At 67.1% G+C, this 18,028-nt stretch carries 13 protein-coding genes; 4 read left to right on the forward strand and 9 right to left on the reverse strand.

Annotated features, from left to right (window positions below; genetic code table 11):
* The first annotated feature begins 48 nt into the window (after window positions 1-48).
* From GA645_RS12505 to GA645_RS12515, 3 genes are read left to right on the forward strand one after another with little or no spacing between them, the layout of a single operon-like run.
* A complete protein-coding gene (locus GA645_RS12505; protein ID WP_152223185.1) occupies window positions 49-2,268 on the forward strand; it encodes an EAL domain-containing protein in 2,220 nt (739 codons plus the stop codon).
* Window positions 2,252-4,213, forward strand: coding sequence for a sensor histidine kinase (locus GA645_RS12510; RefSeq protein ID WP_178119530.1), 1,962 nt, complete (start codon window positions 2,252-2,254; stop codon window positions 4,211-4,213). Before GA645_RS12505 ends, GA645_RS12510 begins: the two co-directional genes overlap by 17 nt.
* A 21-nt stretch (window positions 4,214-4,234) precedes the next feature.
* Entirely contained in the window at window positions 4,235-4,702 is a 468-nt protein-coding gene (locus tag GA645_RS12515; protein WP_152223189.1) for a GFA family protein, read from the forward strand.
* 21 nt (window positions 4,703-4,723) lie between these two features.
* On the opposite strand, the gene GA645_RS12520 is transcribed toward GA645_RS12515, so the two are convergent.
* From GA645_RS12520 to GA645_RS12560, 9 genes are all read right to left on the reverse strand, one after another.
* Window positions 4,724-5,326 carry a DJ-1/PfpI family protein gene (locus GA645_RS12520; RefSeq protein WP_152223191.1) on the reverse strand — a complete coding sequence of 201 codons (603 nt, stop codon included), beginning with the start codon at window positions 5,324-5,326 and terminating at the stop codon, window positions 4,724-4,726.
* Between the two features lie 93 nt (window positions 5,327-5,419).
* The gene (gene lipA, locus GA645_RS12525; protein WP_152223193.1) at window positions 5,420-6,385 is read right to left on the reverse strand and encodes a lipoyl synthase; all 966 of its coding nucleotides are present in this window, start codon (window positions 6,383-6,385) and stop codon (window positions 5,420-5,422) included.
* Between the two features lie 129 nt (window positions 6,386-6,514).
* A complete protein-coding gene (gene gcvT / locus GA645_RS12530) occupies window positions 6,515-7,636 on the reverse strand; it encodes a glycine cleavage system aminomethyltransferase GcvT (protein WP_152223195.1) in 1,122 nt (373 codons plus the stop codon).
* A gap of 50 nt (window positions 7,637-7,686) precedes the next feature.
* Entirely contained in the window at window positions 7,687-9,063 is a 1,377-nt protein-coding gene (locus GA645_RS12535; protein WP_152223197.1) for an L-serine ammonia-lyase, read from the reverse strand.
* 219 nt (window positions 9,064-9,282) lie between these two features.
* A complete protein-coding gene (glyA, locus tag GA645_RS12540; RefSeq protein WP_152223199.1) occupies window positions 9,283-10,536 on the reverse strand; it encodes a serine hydroxymethyltransferase in 1,254 nt (417 codons plus the stop codon).
* 64 nt (window positions 10,537-10,600) lie between these two features.
* Window positions 10,601-13,474, reverse strand: coding sequence for an aminomethyl-transferring glycine dehydrogenase (gene gcvP, locus GA645_RS12545; protein ID WP_152223202.1), 2,874 nt, complete (start codon window positions 13,472-13,474; stop codon window positions 10,601-10,603).
* A gap of 10 nt (window positions 13,475-13,484) precedes the next feature.
* On the reverse strand, window positions 13,485-13,856 hold the full coding sequence (gene gcvH, locus GA645_RS12550; protein WP_152223204.1) for a glycine cleavage system protein GcvH: 372 nt from the start codon (window positions 13,854-13,856) through the stop codon (window positions 13,485-13,487).
* A 328-nt stretch (window positions 13,857-14,184) separates the two neighbouring features.
* The gene (locus GA645_RS12555; protein ID WP_152223205.1) at window positions 14,185-15,702 is read right to left on the reverse strand and encodes a sigma-54-dependent transcriptional regulator; all 1,518 of its coding nucleotides are present in this window, start codon (window positions 15,700-15,702) and stop codon (window positions 14,185-14,187) included.
* Window positions 15,703-15,738: 36 nt separating this feature from the next.
* Entirely contained in the window at window positions 15,739-16,653 is a 915-nt protein-coding gene (locus GA645_RS12560; protein ID WP_152223207.1) for a LysR family transcriptional regulator, read from the reverse strand.
* Between the two features lie 371 nt (window positions 16,654-17,024).
* On the opposite strand from GA645_RS12560, the gene speB reads away from it, so the two are divergent.
* Entirely contained in the window at window positions 17,025-17,996 is a 972-nt protein-coding gene (gene speB, locus GA645_RS12565) for an agmatinase (RefSeq protein ID WP_152223208.1), read from the forward strand.
* Window positions 17,997-18,028 lie beyond the last annotated feature (32 nt).

Consider the following 18,028-nt stretch of genomic DNA (forward strand, 5'->3'; position numbering starts at 1 on the left):
CGCATGCGGGCCCGAAAGGCCGGCAAGGCGCGGAACAAGGAGAGAGCGATGCGAGGGAATGACGACGAGGGCATGTTCCAGTTTTCCCCGGAAGCGCCGGCAGGAGAACTGGACGAAACAGAGCCCTTGCTGGTGCTCAGCGTCGACGATGATCCTGGTTTTCAACGTTCGCTGCAGGCGGCGTTGATGGGATACCGTTACCAGGACCAACCGCTGCGTCTGCTGACGGCCGGGTCTGCGGAAGAGGCGGCCAAGCTGATGGTGGAGACACCGGATCTGGCCCTGGTCCTGCTCGACGTGGTGATGGAAAGCGACGACGCCGGATTGCGCCTGGTGCGCAATGTCCGTGAAGTGCAGGGCAACGCCGATGTGCGGATCATCCTGCTGACCGGCCAGCCGGGCATGGCGCCGATGCAGGCGTCGCTGGATCACCTGGACATCAGCGACTACTGGCTCAAGACCGACATGAGCCAGGAGCGGCTGCACAGCATCCTCACCGGCAACCTGCGCACCTGGCAGCAGATTCGTGCCTTGAGCCGGGCCAAGCGCGGCCTGCAGGCGATAGTCGAGGCGAGCAACAGCCTGACCCTGGCCAGGGGGCTTGAAGATTTCTCCGCGCGGATGATCTGCGAGCTGTCCGGCTTGCTCGGAGTGGCGCCGGATGGCCTGGTTTGCGTGCAGGCCGGGCACACCGAGGAAGCGCCGTTGCATGCGAGCATCAGCGCGGCGGCAGGGCGCTTCGCGGCGCATCTGGCACGGCCGCTGGCATCGCTGGACGATCAGCCGATCCGTGCGCTGCTGAGCCGGGCCATGCAGGAAGAGACCGCCATCGCCACGGCCGACAGCCAGGTGCTGTTCTTCCCCGGCACCCAGGGCGTGCCCCATGCCGCCGCCTACCTGGCGACCGACCGCCACCTCGACGAGACCGAGCGCGAACTGCTGCGGGTGTTCTCCACCCAGGTCAATTCCGGCTTGATCAACGTCGCCCTGAGCAGCCGCCTCGACCGCATTGCCTACGAGGACGAGCTCCTCTCGATCCCCAATGGCAACGCCTTGCTCCGCGAGCTGGAAAGCGTCCTTGCGCTGCCTCCGCCGTGCGGCCGCACGCTGCTGCTGGTGGACCTCGACCAGTACGCCGAAGGCAGCCTGTCGCTGGGCGTCGAACAGGGCGACCTGATGCTGCAGGGCATGGCCCGGCGCCTGCGCGCCAGCTTTGCGCCGCCGTGCCTGGTTGCACGTCTGCACGAGGATACCTTTGCCATTCTCGGTCCCACCCAGCGCCTCTCCACGCAACAGGTGCGCAGTCTGGAGCTGTTCGACGAGAGCGCCCATTCCCCCTTCATCGGCATCGGTGCGGCGCGCCTGGACCTGGACGCCTACAGCGGCTCGGCGCGTGGAGCGATCGCCGCCGGCCTGCTGCTGCTCAAGCGGGCGCGCAGCCAGGCCTCGCTGGTCTGCGAGTACCAGCCGGGCATGGAGGAGGAGACCAGCCAGCGTTTCCAGCAGTCCCATGCGCTCTACCATGCGCTGCGCAACACCGAGGGCATCCGCATCGTGCTCCAGCCCCAGGTGGACCTGGCGACGGGGCAGGTGTGCGGCGCCGAGGTGCTGGCCCGCTGGAGGGATGCCGACGGGACGGAAGTGCCGCCCGGCGTGTTCATTCCCATCGCCGAGGCCAACGGCCTGATCGTGCCGCTGGGCAAGCGCATACTGGAAATGGCCTGCGCCGCGGCACGGGCGCTCGATCAGGCCGGCTTTCCCGATCTGCCCCTGGCGGTCAACGTGTCGCCCCTGCAACTGGCGCGGCAGGAGTTTTCCGAGGAGCTGGTGACGGTGGTTCGCCAGCATGGTATTCGCCCCCAGCGCATCGAGCTGGAGGTCACCGAATCGGCGGCCATGAGCGACCAGCAGGCCGGCGGCACCATCCTGCGCAGCCTGGAGGAGGCCGGGTTCTCCATCGCCATCGACGACTTCGGCACCGGCTATTCGTCGCTCAGCTACCTTCACTCGATCTGCGCGTCGACGCTCAAGGTCGACCAGCGTTTCGTCCGCGAGATCGGCCTGGTCGATGATGAACAGAGCATCGCCGACATGATCATCGCCCTGGGTCATCGCATGCGGATGTGCGTGCTGGCCGAAGGGGTGGAAACCGACGAGCAGGCGACCTGGCTGCGCGAGCATGGCTGCCAGCGTGCCCAGGGCTACCTGTTCGGCCGCCCCGAGCCGCTGGACGCCTTCCTCGAGCGTTTGCGTGAACGGCGTCGTTGAGGATGCGGCCGCGCAGCCTGCCATCCGCATTGGCTGGTTGCGCTTCAATGGCCACTTGTTGCGGCAGCACCGGCGTCACCTGCTGACCCTGGTCGTACCCTGGCTGCTGCTCCTGCTCCTTGGGCTGCCGCTGCTGTGGAACGAACTGGAGCGCGTGGCGCGCGAGCCGGTCCTGCGCGCCCGCGACAGTGTGCGCGAGGAGACCGTGCAGATTCTGACGCGGAACCTGGATCTGCTGCGCCATGACGTGGTGTTCCTCGCCGACCTGCCGCCGGAGCTGATCAGCAGCGACACCCGTCCCGATTCGGTGGCTGCGCGGCTGTTCCTCAGCTTTTCGCGCAGCTCCATCAATTACGAGCAGGTGCGCTGGATCGACGAGCATGGCGATGAGCGCCTGCGGGTCGACAATCGCGATGGCCATGCGGAGCTGGCGCCGCCGGAGCAGTTGCAGAACCGCGCCGATGCTGCCTATTTCAGCGAGGCGGTCGGCCTGCCGGCCGGCAGCGTCTACTTCTCCGAGCTGGACCTGAGCACCGAGCACGGTGTCATCGAACAACCGCTGCAACCGACGCTGCGCGTGGTGAGCCCGGTACTGGATCAGGGCAACCGCCGGGGCGTGGTGGTGCTCAACTACCGTGCCCAGCGCCTGCTCGATCGCCTGCGCCAGTTGGGCTCCCGGCAAGGGGTGAAACTCTATCTGGTGAACAATGACGGTTACTGGATAGTCGGGCCACGCGCCGAGGACGAGTGGAACTGGCAACTGGGTAACGGCGAGCACCGCTTGGCCGTCAGCCAGCCCGGCCTCTGGCAGGCGATGCAGGTGCGCAAGAACGGCCATTGGGTCGGCGAGGGCGGCGACTGGTCCTGGATCGACCTGAACAGCGCCGAAGTGCTGAACAGCCGCGAGGGCGCGCTGGTCGATACGCACCGTTTCGGGCTGCGCGTGCTGGTGGAGGTGCCGGACGCGGCCATCGGCACCTTGGGCTGGCGCTGGAAGCTGCTGGTTGCCGTGCTGGCGTTCGCCATCATCGGCCTTGCGGGGTTCCTGATCCTGCGCCTGATGCGCAGCATGGAGACGGAGGCGTTGCGGCGCAGCGAGCTGGAACGGGTCAATGGCGCATTGATCGAAGCCGGGCGCGACATGCAGGCGATGCAGGTGGAGCTGGCGCGGGTCGAGCGCCTGTCGTCGCTGGGGCTGATGGTCGCCGGGGTTGCCCATGAGATGAACACCCCGCTGGGCGGTGCGAGCCTTGCGCTCTCCACCGCGCAGAGCAGCCTCGGTGAACTGCTTCGGCGCCTCGACACCGGCCTTCGCCGCTCGGACCTGGATCGCTTCCTGGCGGACAGCCGCGAAGCCCTGGCCATCGCCCAGGCCGAGACCACCCGCGCGGCGGGCGTGGTGCAGCGCTTCAAGCAGGTGGCGATGGATCGCACCACGCTGCAGAAACGCCGCTTCGACCTGGCCGAGGCGATACTCGATGCCGATGTGCGCCTGCGCCGCTGGGATCCCCACCAGCCGGTGCAACTGGTGCTGGATTTGCCGGAAGGACTCTGGATGGACAGCTACCCGGGGCCGCTGGGCCAGGTCATCTCCAACCTGCTGGGCAACACCCTCGATCACGCCTTCCCCGACGGCCGGGCGGGGCGGATCAGCATTGCCCTTGCCGCCGACGGACCCGCGTGGGTGGTGCTCAGGTTCAGCGACAACGGCAAGGGCATTGCGCGCGACGACCTGCCGCGCATCCTCGAACCCTTCTTCACTACCGGCCGCCACCGTGGCAATACCGGCCTGGGGCTGCACATCTCGCACCAGATCGTGACCGAGGTGCTGGGAGGGCGGATGCAGGTGGAGAGCGTGTCGGCCAATGAGGCCGAGGGTGTCGGCAGCGGCACCTGCTTTACGCTGCACCTGCCGTGCAGGGGGCCGGATGCGGGGCCGGGCTAGCGAGCGGAGGAGGCCGACCGCATGACGTGGACCCTGGCCCAGCCGCAGCACGCCAGTTGTGAATGCGGCGCTTGCCGGTTCGAGGTCGCGGCGGTACCGGCCGCCCGATTCGTTTGTCACTGCAGGCTATGCCAGGCCTTCACCGGCAAGGCCTTTTCCGACGTCACCATCCTTCGTGCCAGCGGCGTGGAGGTGATCGGCGCGGAAAACATTGCATTCAGAAAGTATCGGCCGCCCCCGAACATCAGCCGAGGACTCTGCAGGCATTGCGGCAAGCCGGCCATCGAGTTCGGCGGCTTCGGGCCGGTGAAGATCGCCTTCATTCCGAGTTCGAACTTCAGTCGGAAGGATCTTCTGCCGCCCGTGGTAATGCATATCTTCTACCACCGGCGGACATCGGATGCGCTGGATGACCTGCCCAGGTACAGCGGTTATCTGCGCAGTAATCTGGCTGTCGCCAGACTGGTTGTGGCGCTCTTTAAATCTTGATCAGGCACGTCCTTCAAGACTTCAGGTCTGCCGGGCAAACGGGTCCTGGGTCGAGTCGTCGTTCCATACATACTCGGTTTCATGGGCAATTTTCTCGGCAACCTGACGGTTGTAGAGTCTTTCCACGAGCCCAAGCGCCATATCGGTTCCGGCGGAGACGCCCGATGATGTGACGTACTTGCCGTCGATGACCCAGCGTGCGTTGCGCTGCCAATGCACGCCACGGTCCTGGCTTGCGGCGAAGTCGAAGGCCAGCTTGTTGGATGTCGCCCGGCGTCCCGTCAGAATGCCCGCCTTTGCCAGAAGGGCCGAGCCTGTACAGACAGAGGTGGTCCATTGCGTGCCCTTGTCCTGCTGGCGAAGAAACTCCAGCAGGGGAGGGTTGTTGACCTCGGTCCGCGTGCCCATGACGCCGGGAACCATGAGGATGTCGAATTGTGGTGCGGTAGCAAACGAATAGGCTGCATTCGTTTCGATGCCTTGCACCGATCTCACGGCTCCCCCGTGCTGGGAAACCATGAACACTTGATAGTCGGGGAGGTCGCCCCACATCTCCACCGGCCCGAAGACATCCAGTGTTTCGAATTCCGGGAACAGCAGTATCCCTATTTTTTTCTTGGCCATCGTTGTAATCCTTGATGTTCGTCGGTTGTCCGTGGGGCTTCCGGATGCCTTGTGGTTTTGCCCGGACACGGGGGACCTGGCGCCCGCTATCCACTAGCGCATTTTGCCGCCGTGGGCTTGCTGGTCAGCGTGGTAGGACGAACGCACCAGCGGACCGGAGGCGACGTTCCTGAAGCCCATCCTCGCGCCTTCCTCGGCGAACCAGGCGAAGGTGTCCGGGTGGACGAAGCGCTGCACCGGCAGGTGGTTGCGCGAGGGCTGCAGGTACTGGCCGAGGGTGAGCATGTCGATGTCGTGCTCGCGCATGCGCTGCATGACTTCGATGACTTCCTCGTCGGTCTCGCCCAGGCCGAGCATCAGGCCGGACTTGGTCGGTACGTGCGGAACCCTCTGCTTGAACTTCTGCAGCAGGTCCAACGACCACTCGAAGTCCGAGCCCGGACGCGACGACTTGTACAGGCGCGGCACGGTTTCCAGGTTGTGGTTGAACACATCCGGCGGCTCGGCGGCGGTGATGTCCAGGGCGATGTCCATGCGGCCACGGTAGTCCGGGACCAGGGTTTCCAGCTGCACGCCGGAGGACAGCTGGCGGATCTCGCGCAGGCAGTCGGCGAAGTGCTGGGCGCCGCCGTCACGCAGGTCGTCGCGGTCCACCGAGGTGATCACCACGTACTTCAGGCGCAGGTCGGCGATGGCGATGGCGAGGTTCTTCGGCTCGTCGACGTCCAGCGGCTTCGGCCGGCCGTGGCCGACGTCGCAGAACGGGCAGCGACGGGTGCAGATGTCACCCATGATCATGAAGGTGGCGGTGCCGCCGGAGAAGCATTCGCCCAGGTTCGGGCAGGAGGCTTCCTCGCAGACGCTGTGCAGCTTGTGCTTGCGCAGCAGTTGCTTGATGCGTGCGACCTCCGGGGATGCCGGGATGCGCACGCGAATCCAGTCGGGCTTCTTCGGCAGTTCCTCGGTGGGGATGATCTTCACCGGAATGCGCGCGACCTTCTCCGCGCCGCGCAGCTTTACGCCGACTTCGACCTTGGCGGCCGATTTGATGGAATCCATGGTTTGTCCTCTTGTTGGCGTGGCTGTTTTTGGGTCCCCGCGTTCGCGGGGATGACGTGTACGGGGCAGGACGTAACACCGTCACTCCCGCGAACGCGGGAGCCCAGAAGACAGTCGCCAGATGACGTCTCAGCCGCGGTAGTAGCGCTGCGGCACGAATGGGGTGCGCGCCACCCGCATGGGCACGCGCTTGCCACGCACCACCGCCCAGACTTCGGTGTCCACGGCGCTGTATTCGGTGGGCAGGTAGCCCAGGGCAACCGGCGCGCCCAGGCTGGGGCCGAAACCGCCGCTGCACACCTGGCCGATCACCTGGCCGTCGGCATCCACCAGTTCCGCGCCTTCGCGTACCGGCATGCGCTCCTGGGCGAGCAGGCCGACGCGCTTGCGCGCCACGCCTTCGGCCTGTTGCGCCAGCACCCGCTCGGCGCCGGGGAAGCCGCCGGCACGGGCGCCACCGGCGCGGCGGTCCTTGGAGATCGCCCAGGCCAGCGAGGCTTCGATGGGCGTGGTCTGGGTGTTCATGTCGTGGCCGTAGAGGCACAGGCCGGCTTCCAGGCGCAGCGAATCGCGCGCGCCCAGGCCGATGGGCTGAACTTCCGGCTCGGCCAGCAGGGCGCGGGCCAGGGCCTCGGCTTTCTCGACGGGCACCGAAATCTCGAAGCCGTCTTCGCCGGTGTAGCCCGAGCGGCTGACGTAGCACTCCACCCCCAGCAGCGTCAGGTGGGTGAACTGCATGAAGGTCATCTGTGCCACCTGCGGCGCCAGGCGGGTCAGCACCGTCACCGCCGCCGGGCCTTGCAGGGCGAGCAGGGCGCGTTCCTCGAACAGCGGCTGGATCTCGCAGCGCTCGCCCAGGTGCTTGCGCAGGTGCGCCAGGTCCTGCTGCTTGCAGGCGGCGTTGACCACCAGGAACAGGTGGTCGCCGGCATTGGCGACCATCAGGTCGTCGAGGATGCCGCCTTCGGCATCGGTGAACAGCGCGTAGCGTTGCAGGCCCACGGGCAGGCCGACGATATCGACCGGCACCAGGCTCTCCAGGGCGAGGGCGGCGCCTTCGCCACGGAGGATGATCTGGCCCATGTGCGAGACGTCGAACAGGCCGGCCTGCTCACGGGTGTGCAGGTGCTCCTTGAGCACGCCGAGGGGGTACTGCACCGGCATGTCGTAGCCGGCGAAGGGCACCATGCGGGCGCCCAGTTCGAGGTGCAGGGCGTGCAGCGGGGTTTGCGCGAGGGTTTCAGTGGTCATGCCGTGCTCCTGTGAATGTCGGGTAGGGGCTATCAGGGCGTGGGGCCGGGTCAGCATTCGATGATGTTGACTGCCAGGCCGCCGCGCGCGGTTTCCTTGTATTTGCTCTTCATGTCGGCGCCGGTCTGGCGCATGGTGCGGATCACCTTGTCGAGCGAGATGAAATGCTGGCCGTCGCCGCGCAGGGCCATGCGCGCGGCGTTGATGGCCTTCACCGCGCCCATGGCGTTGCGTTCGATGCAGGGCACCTGGACCAGGCCGCCGACCGGGTCGCAGGTCAGGCCGAGGTTGTGCTCCATGCCGATCTCGGCGGCGTTCTCCACTTGCTGCGGGGTGCCGCCCAGCACTTCGCAGAGCGCGCCGGCGGCCATCGAGCAGGCCACGCCAACCTCGCCCTGGCAGCCGACCTCGGCGCCGGAAATCGAGGCGTTCTCTTTGTATAGGATGCCAATGGCGGCGGCGCACAAGAGGAAGCGCTCGACGCCATCGTCGCTGGCGCCGGGCACGAAGCGGCTGTAGTAGTGCAGTACCGCCGGGACGATGCCGGCCGCGCCATTGGTGGGCGCGGTGACCACGCGCCCGCCGGTGGCGTTTTCCTCGTTCACCGCCAGGGCGTAGAGGTTGACCCAGTCGAGCACACTGAGGCTGTCACGCAGGTTGGCCTCGGGGCGTTCGCTGAGCTGGCGATACAGCGCGGCGGCACGGCGGCGTACCTTGAGCCCGCCGGGCATGATGCCTTCCTTGCGGCAGCCGGCGCGCACGCAGTCCTGCATCACCTGCCAGACGCGTGCGAGGCCCGTGCTGGTTTCCCCGGCGCTGCGCCAGGCCAGTTCGTTCTCGCGCATCAGATCGCTGATCGACAGGCCGTGGGTGATGCACTGGTCGAGCAGTTCGCCGGCAGTGCGGAAGGGGTAGCGCAGCGGCGTGCGGTCCTCGACGATGCGGTCGTGGCCGGCGGCGGCCTCGTCGACCACGAAGCCACCGCCCACCGAGTAGTACTCGCGGCTGCGCACTTGCAGGCCGGCCTGGTCGAAGGCGCGGAAGATCATGCCGTTGGGGTGATAGGGCAGGGGCCGGCGAATCATCGCCAGGTGCTCCTTCTCGACGAAGTCGATCAGGCGTTCGCCGCCCAGGTGCAACCGGCCGCTGCGGCGGATCTGCTCCAGGCGCGGCTCGACGCTTTCGGTGTCGACGCTGTCGGGCTGCTCGCCCTCAAGGCCGAGCAGCACCGCCTTGTCGCTGCCGTGGCCCTTGCCGGTGGCGCCCAGCGAGCCGTACAGCTCGACGCGCAGGCTGTGGGTGGCGTCCAGCAGGCTGTCACGGCGCAGGCCGTCGACGAAGCGCGCGGCGGCGCGCATCGGCCCGACCGTGTGCGAGCTGGACGGGCCGATACCGATCTTGAACAGGTCGAAGACGCTGAGTGACATGAGGAGGCTCCAGAAGTCTCGGATTGCGATGTTCTATCTGTAGGAGCAACTGTCTTTTGGGCTCCCGCGTTTGCGGGAGTGACGGGGTGCGATTCGCGTTCCTCTGCGTCATCCCCGCGAACGCGGGGACCTAGAAAACAATGTGCAAGCGGGCCGCGCCCGCGAATGACCGGCAACGCCGGACTACGGATCGCGGGCATGGCCCGCTCCTACAAAATCTCAGCGGTAGACCGGATAGTCCGCGCACAGCCCGGCGACCTGCTGTGCCACCTTGGCCTCCACGTCGGCGTCGCCCAGGTGGTCCAGCACATCGCAGATCCAGCCGGCCAGTTCGCGACACTGGCTTTCCTGCAGGCCACGGGTGGTGACCGCCGGAGTGCCGATGCGGATGCCGGAGGTGACGAACGGGCTCTGCGGGTCGTTCGGCACGGCGTTCTTGTTCACGGTGATGCCGACGCGGCCGAGGGCGGCGTCCGCTTCCTTGCCGGTCAGGCCCTGCTTCACCAGGCTGATCAGCATCAGGTGGTTGTCGGTGCCGCCGGAGACCACGTCGTAGCCGCGACCGATGAACACCTCGGCCATGGCCTTGGCGTTCTGGATCACCTGGGCCTGGTAGTCCTTGAAGCCGGGTTCCAGCGCTTCCTTGAAGCACACCGCCTTGGCGGCGATCACGTGCATCAGCGGGCCGCCCTGGGCGCCGGGGAAGACGGCGGAGTTGAGCTTCTTCTCGATCTCTTCGTTGGACTTGGCCAGGATCAGGCCGCCACGCGGACCACGCAGGGTCTTGTGGGTGGTGGTGGTGACCACGTCGGCGTAGGGCAGCGGGTTCGGGTAGAGGCCCGCGGCGACCAGACCGGCGACGTGGGCCATGTCGACGAACAGCAGCGCCCCGACCTTGTCGGCGATGGCGCGGAAGCGCGGGAAGTCGAGGGTCTTCGAATAGGCGGAGAAGCCGGCGACGATCATCTTCGGCTTGTGCTCCACGGCCAGGCGCTCGACTTCGTCGTAGTCGATCAGCCCGGTGGCGGTGTTCAGGCCGTACTGCACGGCGTTGTACAGCTTGCCGGAGGAGGAGACCTTGGCGCCGTGGGTCAGGTGGCCGCCGTGGGCCAGGCTCATGCCGAGGATGGTGTCGCCGGCATTGAGCAGTGCCAGGTAGACGGCGGCGTTGGCCGAGGAGCCGGAGTGCGGCTGGACGTTGGCGTAGTCGGCGCCGAACAGCTGTTTGGCGCGGTCGATGGCCAGCTGCTCGACCTTATCGACGTGCTCGCAGCCACCGTAGTAGCGCTTGCCCGGATAGCCTTCGGCGTACTTGTTGGTCAGCCCGCTGCCCTGGGCCTGCATGACGCGCTTGCTGGTGTAGTTCTCCGAGGCGATCAGCTCGAGGTGGTCCTCCTGGCGGGCCTCCTCGGCATCCATCGCCGCGAGCAGTTCGTCGTCATAGCCCTGGATCTGGTCGTGCTTGCTGAACATGGATGAATCCTCACGAATGTCGGGTGGGGCGCGGCCCGGCGTTGGCCGGACCGCGCCAGCGGCTTCAGGCTTCCTGGTAGCTTTCCAGCGACGGGCAGGCGCAGATCAGGTTGCGGTCGCCATGCACGTTGTCGACGCGGCCCACCGGCGGCCAGTACTTGCCGTCGATCAGCCCGGCGACCGGGAACACGGCCAGCTCGCGGCTGTACGGATGGGTCCATTCGCCGACCAGCTCCGCCGCGGTGTGCGGGGCGTTCTTCAGCGGGTTGTCCTCGGCGTGCAACTCGCCGCGTTCCACCGCGCGGATTTCCTCGCGGATGCGGATCATGGCGTCGCAGAAACGGTCCAGTTCTTCCTTGGATTCGCTCTCGGTGGGCTCGACCATCAGCGTGCCGGCCACCGGGAAGGACATGGTCGGGGCGTGGAAGCCGTAGTCGATCAGGCGCTTGGCCACGTCATCGACGCTGATCCCGCTGCTGTCCTTGAGCGGGCGCAGGTCGAGGATGCACTCGTGGGCGACCAGGCCGTTGCCGCCGCTGTAGAGGATCGGGTAATGCTCTTCCAGGCGGCGGGCCACGTAGTTGGCGTTGAGGATCGCCAGCTGCGAGGCACGGCGCAGGCCGGCGCCGCCCATCATGCGGATGTACATCCAGGTGATCGGCAGGATGCTGGCGCTGCCGAAGGGCGCCGCGCTCACCGCGCCGACCTTGCGTTCCAGCTGCTCGCCGTGGCCCGGCAGGAAGGGTGCCAGGTGGGCTTTCACGCCGATCGGACCGACGCCCGGACCGCCGCCGCCGTGGGGAATGCAGAAGGTCTTGTGCAGGTTCAGGTGGGAGACGTCGCCGCCGAACTTGCCCGGCGCGCAGAGGCCGACCATGGCGTTCATGTTGGCGCCGTCGATGTACACCTGGCCGCCGTTGTCGTGGACGATGGCGCAGATCTCGCGGATGCCTTCCTCGAACACGCCGTGGGTCGAGGGGTAGGTGATCATCAGCGCGGCCAGGCGCTCGCGGTGTTCCTCGGCCTTGGCGCGCAGGTCGGCGATGTCGACGTTGCCCTTGGCGTCGCAGGCGGTGACCACCACGCGCATGCCGGCCATCTGTGCGGTGGCCGGGTTGGTGCCGTGGGCGGAGGACGGGATCAGGCAGACGTCGCGGTGAGCGTCGCCACGACTGGCGTGGTAGGCGCGGATCGCCAGCAGACCGGCGTATTCGCCCTGGGAGCCGGCATTGGGCTGCAGCGACACGGCGTCGTAGCCGGTGGCGGCGCAGAGCATGGCTTGCAGCTCGTCGGTCAGCTCGCGGTAGCCCTCGGCCTGTTCGGCGGGGGCGAAGGGGTGCAGGTTGCCGAACTCCGCCCAGGTGACCGGGATCATCTCGCTGGCGGCGTTCAGCTTCATGGTGCAGGAGCCCAGCGGGATCATGCTGCGATCCAGCGCCAGGTCCTTGTCCGCCAGTTTGCGCAGGTAGCGCATCAGCTCGGTTTCCGAGTGATAGCGGTTGAACACTGGGTGTTCGAGGAAGGCCGACTGGCGCAGCAGCGCGGCCGGCAGGCGGCTGGCGGCGGAAGCGGCGAGGGCGGTGAAGTCCGGCGCGGCCTGGCCGTTGGTGAACAGTGCCCAGAGTTGCGAGACATCCGCCGGGGTGCTGGTTTCGTCGAGGGCAATGCCGACGCGCTGCGTATCGACGCGGCGCAGGTTGATCCGCGCTGCCTGCGCACGCTCATGCAGTGCGGTGACCTGATCGGCCTGGCCGAGGTTCAGGGTCAGGCTGTCGAAGAAGCTGTCCTGCTCCACGGCTACGCCCAGCTTGGCCAGGCCCAGGGCGAGCACGGCGGTCAGCTGATGGACGCGCTGGGCGATCTGCTTGAGACCCTTGGGGCCGTGGTAGACGGCGTACATGCTGGCGATGTTGGCCAGCAGCACCTGCGCGGTGCAGATGTTGCTGGTGGCCTTCTCGCGGCGGATGTGCTGCTCGCGGGTCTGCATGGCCAGGCGCAGCGCGCGGTTGCCGAAGCGGTCGATGGAGACGCCGACCAGGCGGCCGGGCATGTCGCGCTTGAAGGCGTCGCGGGTGGCGAAGTAGGCCGCGTGCGGGCCGCCGAAGCCCAGCGGCACGCCGAAGCGCTGGGCGCTGCCGAGCACTACGTCGGCGCCGAATTCGCCCGGCGGGGTGAGCAGGGTCAGCGCCAGCAGGTCGGCGGCCACCGCCACCAGGGCGCCGGTGGCGTGGAAGCCGGCGATGGGCGCGCGGCAGTCGAGCACGTCGCCGTGGCTGGCCGGGTACTGCAGCAGGGCGCCGAAGTAGGGACTGAAATCAGTCAGCGCCTGCTCGTCGCCAACCACCACCTCGATGCCCAGCGGCTCGGCACGGGTGCGCAGCACATCGAGGGTCTGCGGATGGCAGTGCGCGGAGACGAAGAAGGCCTGGGCGGCCTTGTTCTTCGACAGGCGCTTGCAGAAGGTCATGGCCTCGGCGGCGGCGGTCGCTTCGTCGAGCAGCGAGGCGTTGGCGATCTGCATGCCGGTCAGGTCGCTGACCAGGGTCTGGAAGTTCAGCAGGGCCTCCAGGCGGCCCTGGGAGATTTCCGGCTGGTAGGGGGTGTAGGCGGTGTACCAGGCCGGGTTTTCCAGCAGGTTGCGCAGGATCGGCGCCGGGATGTGGCAGGGGTAGTAGCCCTGGCCGATGTGAGTCTTGAACAGCTGGTTCTTGCCGGCGATGGCCTTGATCGCGGCGAGCGCGTCGGCCTCGCTCTGGCCGGCGCCCAGCGGCAGCACGCTGCTGCCCTTGATGCTGTCGGGGATAACGCTGGCGGTCAGAGCTTCGAGGTCGGCATAGCCGAGCAGTTCGAGCATGGCGCGGACGTCGTTGTCGCGCGGGCCGATGTGGCGGGCGACGAATTCGTCCTGGGTGCCCAGGACATTGTCATGGCTGGCCATGGTGGATTCCTCAGGCGCTGATCAGTTGCTGGTAGGCGGCTTCGTCGAGCAGCGCGGAGAACTGGTCGGCGTCGCTGGGGCGCATGCGGAAGAACCAGCCGCCGTTCTGCGCGTCCTCGTTGACCAACTCCGGAGAGCTTTCGAGGGTGGTGTTCACTTCGACCACTTCGCCGTCCAGCGGCATGAGGATGTTGCTGGCCGCCTTCACCGACTCCACGGTCGATACTTCGTGGCCGGCGCCGTAGGTGCCCGGCTCGGGCAGTTGCACGAAGACCACGTCGCCGAGGGCTTCCTGGGCATGGTGGGTGATGCCGACGGTGATCAGGCCATCGGCATCCAGACGCAGCCATTCGTGTTCGACGGTAAAGCGCACTTGGCTCATGGGAACTCCTCGGGGTCAGACTCGCCGCTTCTTCGGGCAGGCGATTGGGGTTGGCTCGTGTCGGGTTACGAGCGGTGTCGAGGAGGAGAGAGCAAGGTGGATGCCAGTTTTATTTTTTACATATAAATCAATTGGTTATGATTTATATGGAAGATTTTTGGTGATGCATGTGTATTGAATTCAATACACATGACCCTGATCGGTCGGCAGCGGCCTGTGGTCAGGCCGCGCAGGGCTAGGCGGGGAGCTGTCTGTATTGAAATATGTACGATGTATTTAATTCAATACGATTGTCTGGAAGGTCCGTCCTTGAGCGCTTCCGCTGCGGTCAGGCCTTGCCGGGAATGCCGTACTTGCGCAGGCGGGTGGCGATGGCGCTGTGCGAGGTGCTCAGGCGCACGGCCAGTTGCCGGGTGGAGGGGTAGCTGCCGTAGAGGCGGCTGAGCAGGTCCTTCTCGAAGCCTTCGACGGCTTCTTCCAGGCTGCCGATCTCGCCGCTGGCCAGGGGCGCCACGGCGGTGGCGATGTCCAGGTCGTGGATTTCCACCAGCGTGCCCTCGCACACGGCGGCGGCGCGGAAGATCACGTTCTGTAGCTGGCGCACGTTGCCCGGCCAGCGGTTGCCGAGCAGCGCGGGGAAGGCGCTGGCGGCCAGTCGGCAGGGCGGGCGCTGGATCTGCGTGCAGGCGTGCTGCATGAAGTGCCGGGCCAGTTGCAGGATGTCCTGGCCGCGCTCGCGCAGCGGCGGCACTTCCAGGTTGAGCACGTTGAGGCGGTAGAACAGGTCTTCGCGGAAGCTGCCTTCGCCGACCATCTTCTCCAGGTCGCGGTGGGTGGCGCTGAGGATGCGCACGTCGACCTTCACCTCGCGGTCGCCGCCGATGCGGCGGAAGCAGCCGTCGCTGAGAAAACGCAGCAGCTTGGCCTGCAGGTAGGGCGACATCTCGCCGATCTCGTCGAGGAACACCGTGCCCTGGTGGGCCAGTTCCAGCAGGCCGGGCTTGCCGCCGCGCTGGGCGCCGGTGAAGGAGCCGGGGGCGTAGCCGAACAGTTCGCTCTCGGCGAGGCTTTCCGGCAGCGCGGCGCAGTTCAGCGCGAGGAAGGGCTGGGCGCTGCGCGCGCTGGCGGCGTGGCAGGCGCGGGCCACCAGTTCCTTGCCGGTGCCGGTCTCGCCGTGGATCAGCAGCGGCGCGTCCAGCGCGGCCACCCGCATGGCGCGGGCCTTGAGTGCGCGCACCGGCTGCGAGTCGCCGATCAGCGCGTCGAAGCCTTCGGCGTGGTCGTGGTGCAGTGCGGCCAGGCGGCCGCCGATGCGGTTCGGCGGATAGAGGGTGAGCAGGGCGCCGGTCAGGTTGTCGTTCTCGTGGATCGGCGTGGCATCGAGCAGCAGCGCCTGGCCGCGCAGGGTGACTTCGCCCAGCGGTACGCGGAATCCCTGTTCCACCAGGGTGGCGGCCAGCGCCGGGTCGTCGAACAGCTCGGACAGCAGGCGGCCCTCCGGCGGCTGCTCGCAGAACTGCAACAGCGCAGGGTTGGCCAGCAGCACGCGGCCTTCGGTGTCGACCGCCAGCACCGGGTCGCTCATCGCCGCCAGCAGGGCGTCCAGCTGCAGGCTGCGGCGTTGGCCGGGGAGGATGTCGACCACGGTCACCGCTTCCACGCCGCGCACCTGCAACAGTGCCCCGCGCAGTTCGTCGAGCACCGTGAAGCTCAGTGCCGGGGCGTCGATGTAGACGTTCGGCGGCACCATCTCGACGGCATCGAGGTTGAGGTTGCGGCCGACCAGCAGGGCCAGGACTTCCTGGGTGATGCCGACGCGGTCGATGAAGCTGACGTGGATGCGCATGGAGGGTCCTGCGAAAAGGCTGAATCGGGTGTGGGGTCAGGCGTGGCCGGGCTGGCGCGAACAGGCCGCCAGGTCTTCGAGGAACGCCCGCAGGATCGGCGGCGGCGCCACGCCACGTCGGGTGATGGCGTCGAACGGCGACATCAGGTTCAGCGCGCTGGCGCCCAGGCGGCGCATCTCGCCGGTCTTCACCCACTGCTCGGCGAAGTGTGCCGGAAGGAAGCCGATGTAGGCACCCGAAATGATCAGGATCGCCGCCGCCTCGATGTTCTCGACGGTGGCCGCCGCCTTGCTCACGCCCAGCTGTTCCAGATCGTACTGCTGCATGTAGCCGCGCGCGACGATGCGGCTGCTGCGGACTTCCTCGAGCAGGCGGCCGTTCTGCGCCTGGCTGGCGAACAGCGGATGGCGGCGGCCGCAGTACAGGCCCAGGGCCTCCTGGTAGAGCGGCAGGTAGGACAGCCCCGCGACACGCAGCGGGAAGTGCCCGATGGCCAGGTGCAGGCGACCGTCCAGCACGCGCTCTTCCAGCTCGGCCGGCGCACCGATGTAGACGTTCAGGTGAGCGTCGTGGCCGCGCGAGACGAAGCGCTGGGTGGTGCGCGGCAGGGGCGAGTCGGGGTCGGTCAGGGTGGAGTCGATGATGCCCAGGTTGAGCATGCCGCTGATGTGCTGCTTGAGCACGTCGGTGTCCATGCAGAAGCTTTCTACCGCGCCCAGCAGGCGCTGGGTGGCCTCGTGGATGGCGACGCCCTGCTCGGTGAGGCGGAAGCCGCTGCGCCCGCGCTGGCAGAGCTTGACCCCCAGGCGCGTCTCCAGGTGCGTCATCTGTTCGCTGATGGTCGACTGGCCGGTGTTGAGCGCGGCCTGGGCGGCGGAGAAGCCGCCACAGCGGACGATGGTGGCGAATACCCTGAGGAGTTTCAGATCGACGTCGTGAAGCTGGATCACCGGGGGTCTCCTGTCCGGCTGCTCACATCGCCTGGGCTGATATGAGCGCGGGATCGAATTGTTTTTTTCAAGTTAAACCGGCGGCGCCGCGAATCGCAACGGATACGGTGCTGCAAGAACACTCGCTCGGACTGCGAAGAGCCGATGAGTCGTAGGGTTTGGTCTACCTGGGTGTGGCTGGAAATGGCCGTTCTAGACACCTGCGCGGGCGCGCGAAAGCTAGAGAAGGGGAACGGCGGTTACTTCGGCAAGGCCGATGTGAGTATCTGAACTTGCGCATTTTTCTACAGGCCACCCGCGCCCATAGTCGGTCCAAGGGCGCTCCCCGCGCCCCACCTCCTCAACAGAACAAGAAATGGAGAAGCACGACCATGGCAAAGCACGGTTACGAGTCCGGCCGCCTGAACCTGCCCTTCGTCGGGCACTGCACCTTCGCCAAATCGCCGATCTGCACCGACTGGAACGCCATCGACGCCGACGTGGCCATCCTCGGCGCACCGAACGACATGGGCACCCAGTGGCGCTCCGGCGCCCGTTTCGGACCGCGCGGCATCCGCGAGGCATCCACGCTATTCTCCTTCGGCCATGCCGGCGCCTATGACCACGAAGACGACGCCACCTACCTGACCGAAGACCAGGTGCGCATGGTGGATGTGGGCGATGCTGACATCGTGCACACCGACATGGAGACCAGTAACGCCAACATCGAATCCGCCGTGCGCCAGATCCTCGCGTCCGGCGCCATGCCGGTGGTGCTGGGCGGCGACCACTCGATCCACGCGCCGGTGATCAAGGCCTTCGAAGGGCGCGGGCCGATCCACATCGTGCACTTCGACGCGCACCTGGACTTCGTCGACGAGCGCCACGGCGTGCGCTACGGCCACGGTAACCCGCTGCGCCGCGCCTCGGAGATGGACCACATCGTCGGCATGACCCAGATGGGCATCCGCAACGTGTCCTCGTCCAACCGCGCCGACTACGACGCCGCCCGCGACTCCGGCTCGCAGATCCTCTCGGTGCGCGACGTACGTCGCCTGGGCTGCGAGGCGGTGGTCGACATGATCCCGCAGGACCGCAACTACTACATCACCATCGACATCGACGGCTTCGACCCGTCCATCGCCCCCGGCACCGGCACCCCCAGCCACGGCGGCTTCCAGTACTACGAGGTGCTGGAAATCATCCAGGCGCTGGCCAAGCGCAGTCACGGCCGCATCATCGGCATGGACCTGGTGGAAGTCGCGCCGGCCTACGACCCCGCCGGCGTCACCTCGATCCTCGCCGCGCAGCTGCTGATGAACAGCATCGGCTTCATCTTCCACGCCCGCGCTCGCGCCCGCTGAGCCCGGCAACCGTCATGCAAGCGGCGGGCGTC

The organism is Pseudomonas sp. SCB32, from assembly GCF_009189165.1.
Taxonomy (GTDB): Bacteria; Pseudomonadota; Gammaproteobacteria; order Pseudomonadales; family Pseudomonadaceae; genus Pseudomonas.

What these genes read in the sequence shown, in the direction of transcription:
- GA645_RS12505 (WP_152223185.1), top strand. Translation starts at nt 49, where the DNA reads ATGCGAGGGAATGACGACGAGGGCATGTTCCAGTTTTCCCCGGAAGCG.
- GA645_RS12515 (WP_152223189.1), top strand. Translation starts at nt 4,235, where the DNA reads ATGACGTGGACCCTGGCCCAGCCGCAGCACGCCAGTTGTGAATGCGGC.
- GA645_RS12520 (WP_152223191.1), bottom strand. Translation starts at nt 5,326, where the DNA reads ATGGCCAAGAAAAAAATAGGGATACTGCTGTTCCCGGAATTCGAAACA.
- lipA (WP_152223193.1), bottom strand. Translation starts at nt 6,385, where the DNA reads ATGGATTCCATCAAATCGGCCGCCAAGGTCGAAGTCGGCGTAAAGCTG.
- gcvT (WP_152223195.1), bottom strand. Translation starts at nt 7,636, where the DNA reads ATGACCACTGAAACCCTCGCGCAAACCCCGCTGCACGCCCTGCACCTC.
- GA645_RS12535 (WP_152223197.1), bottom strand. Translation starts at nt 9,063, where the DNA reads ATGTCACTCAGCGTCTTCGACCTGTTCAAGATCGGTATCGGCCCGTCC.
- glyA (WP_152223199.1), bottom strand. Translation starts at nt 10,536, where the DNA reads ATGTTCAGCAAGCACGACCAGATCCAGGGCTATGACGACGAACTGCTC.
- gcvP (WP_152223202.1), bottom strand. Translation starts at nt 13,474, where the DNA reads ATGGCCAGCCATGACAATGTCCTGGGCACCCAGGACGAATTCGTCGCC.
- gcvH (WP_152223204.1), bottom strand. Translation starts at nt 13,856, where the DNA reads ATGAGCCAAGTGCGCTTTACCGTCGAACACGAATGGCTGCGTCTGGAT.
- GA645_RS12555 (WP_152223205.1), bottom strand. Translation starts at nt 15,702, where the DNA reads ATGCGCATCCACGTCAGCTTCATCGACCGCGTCGGCATCACCCAGGAA.
- speB (WP_152223208.1), top strand. Translation starts at nt 17,025, where the DNA reads ATGGCAAAGCACGGTTACGAGTCCGGCCGCCTGAACCTGCCCTTCGTC.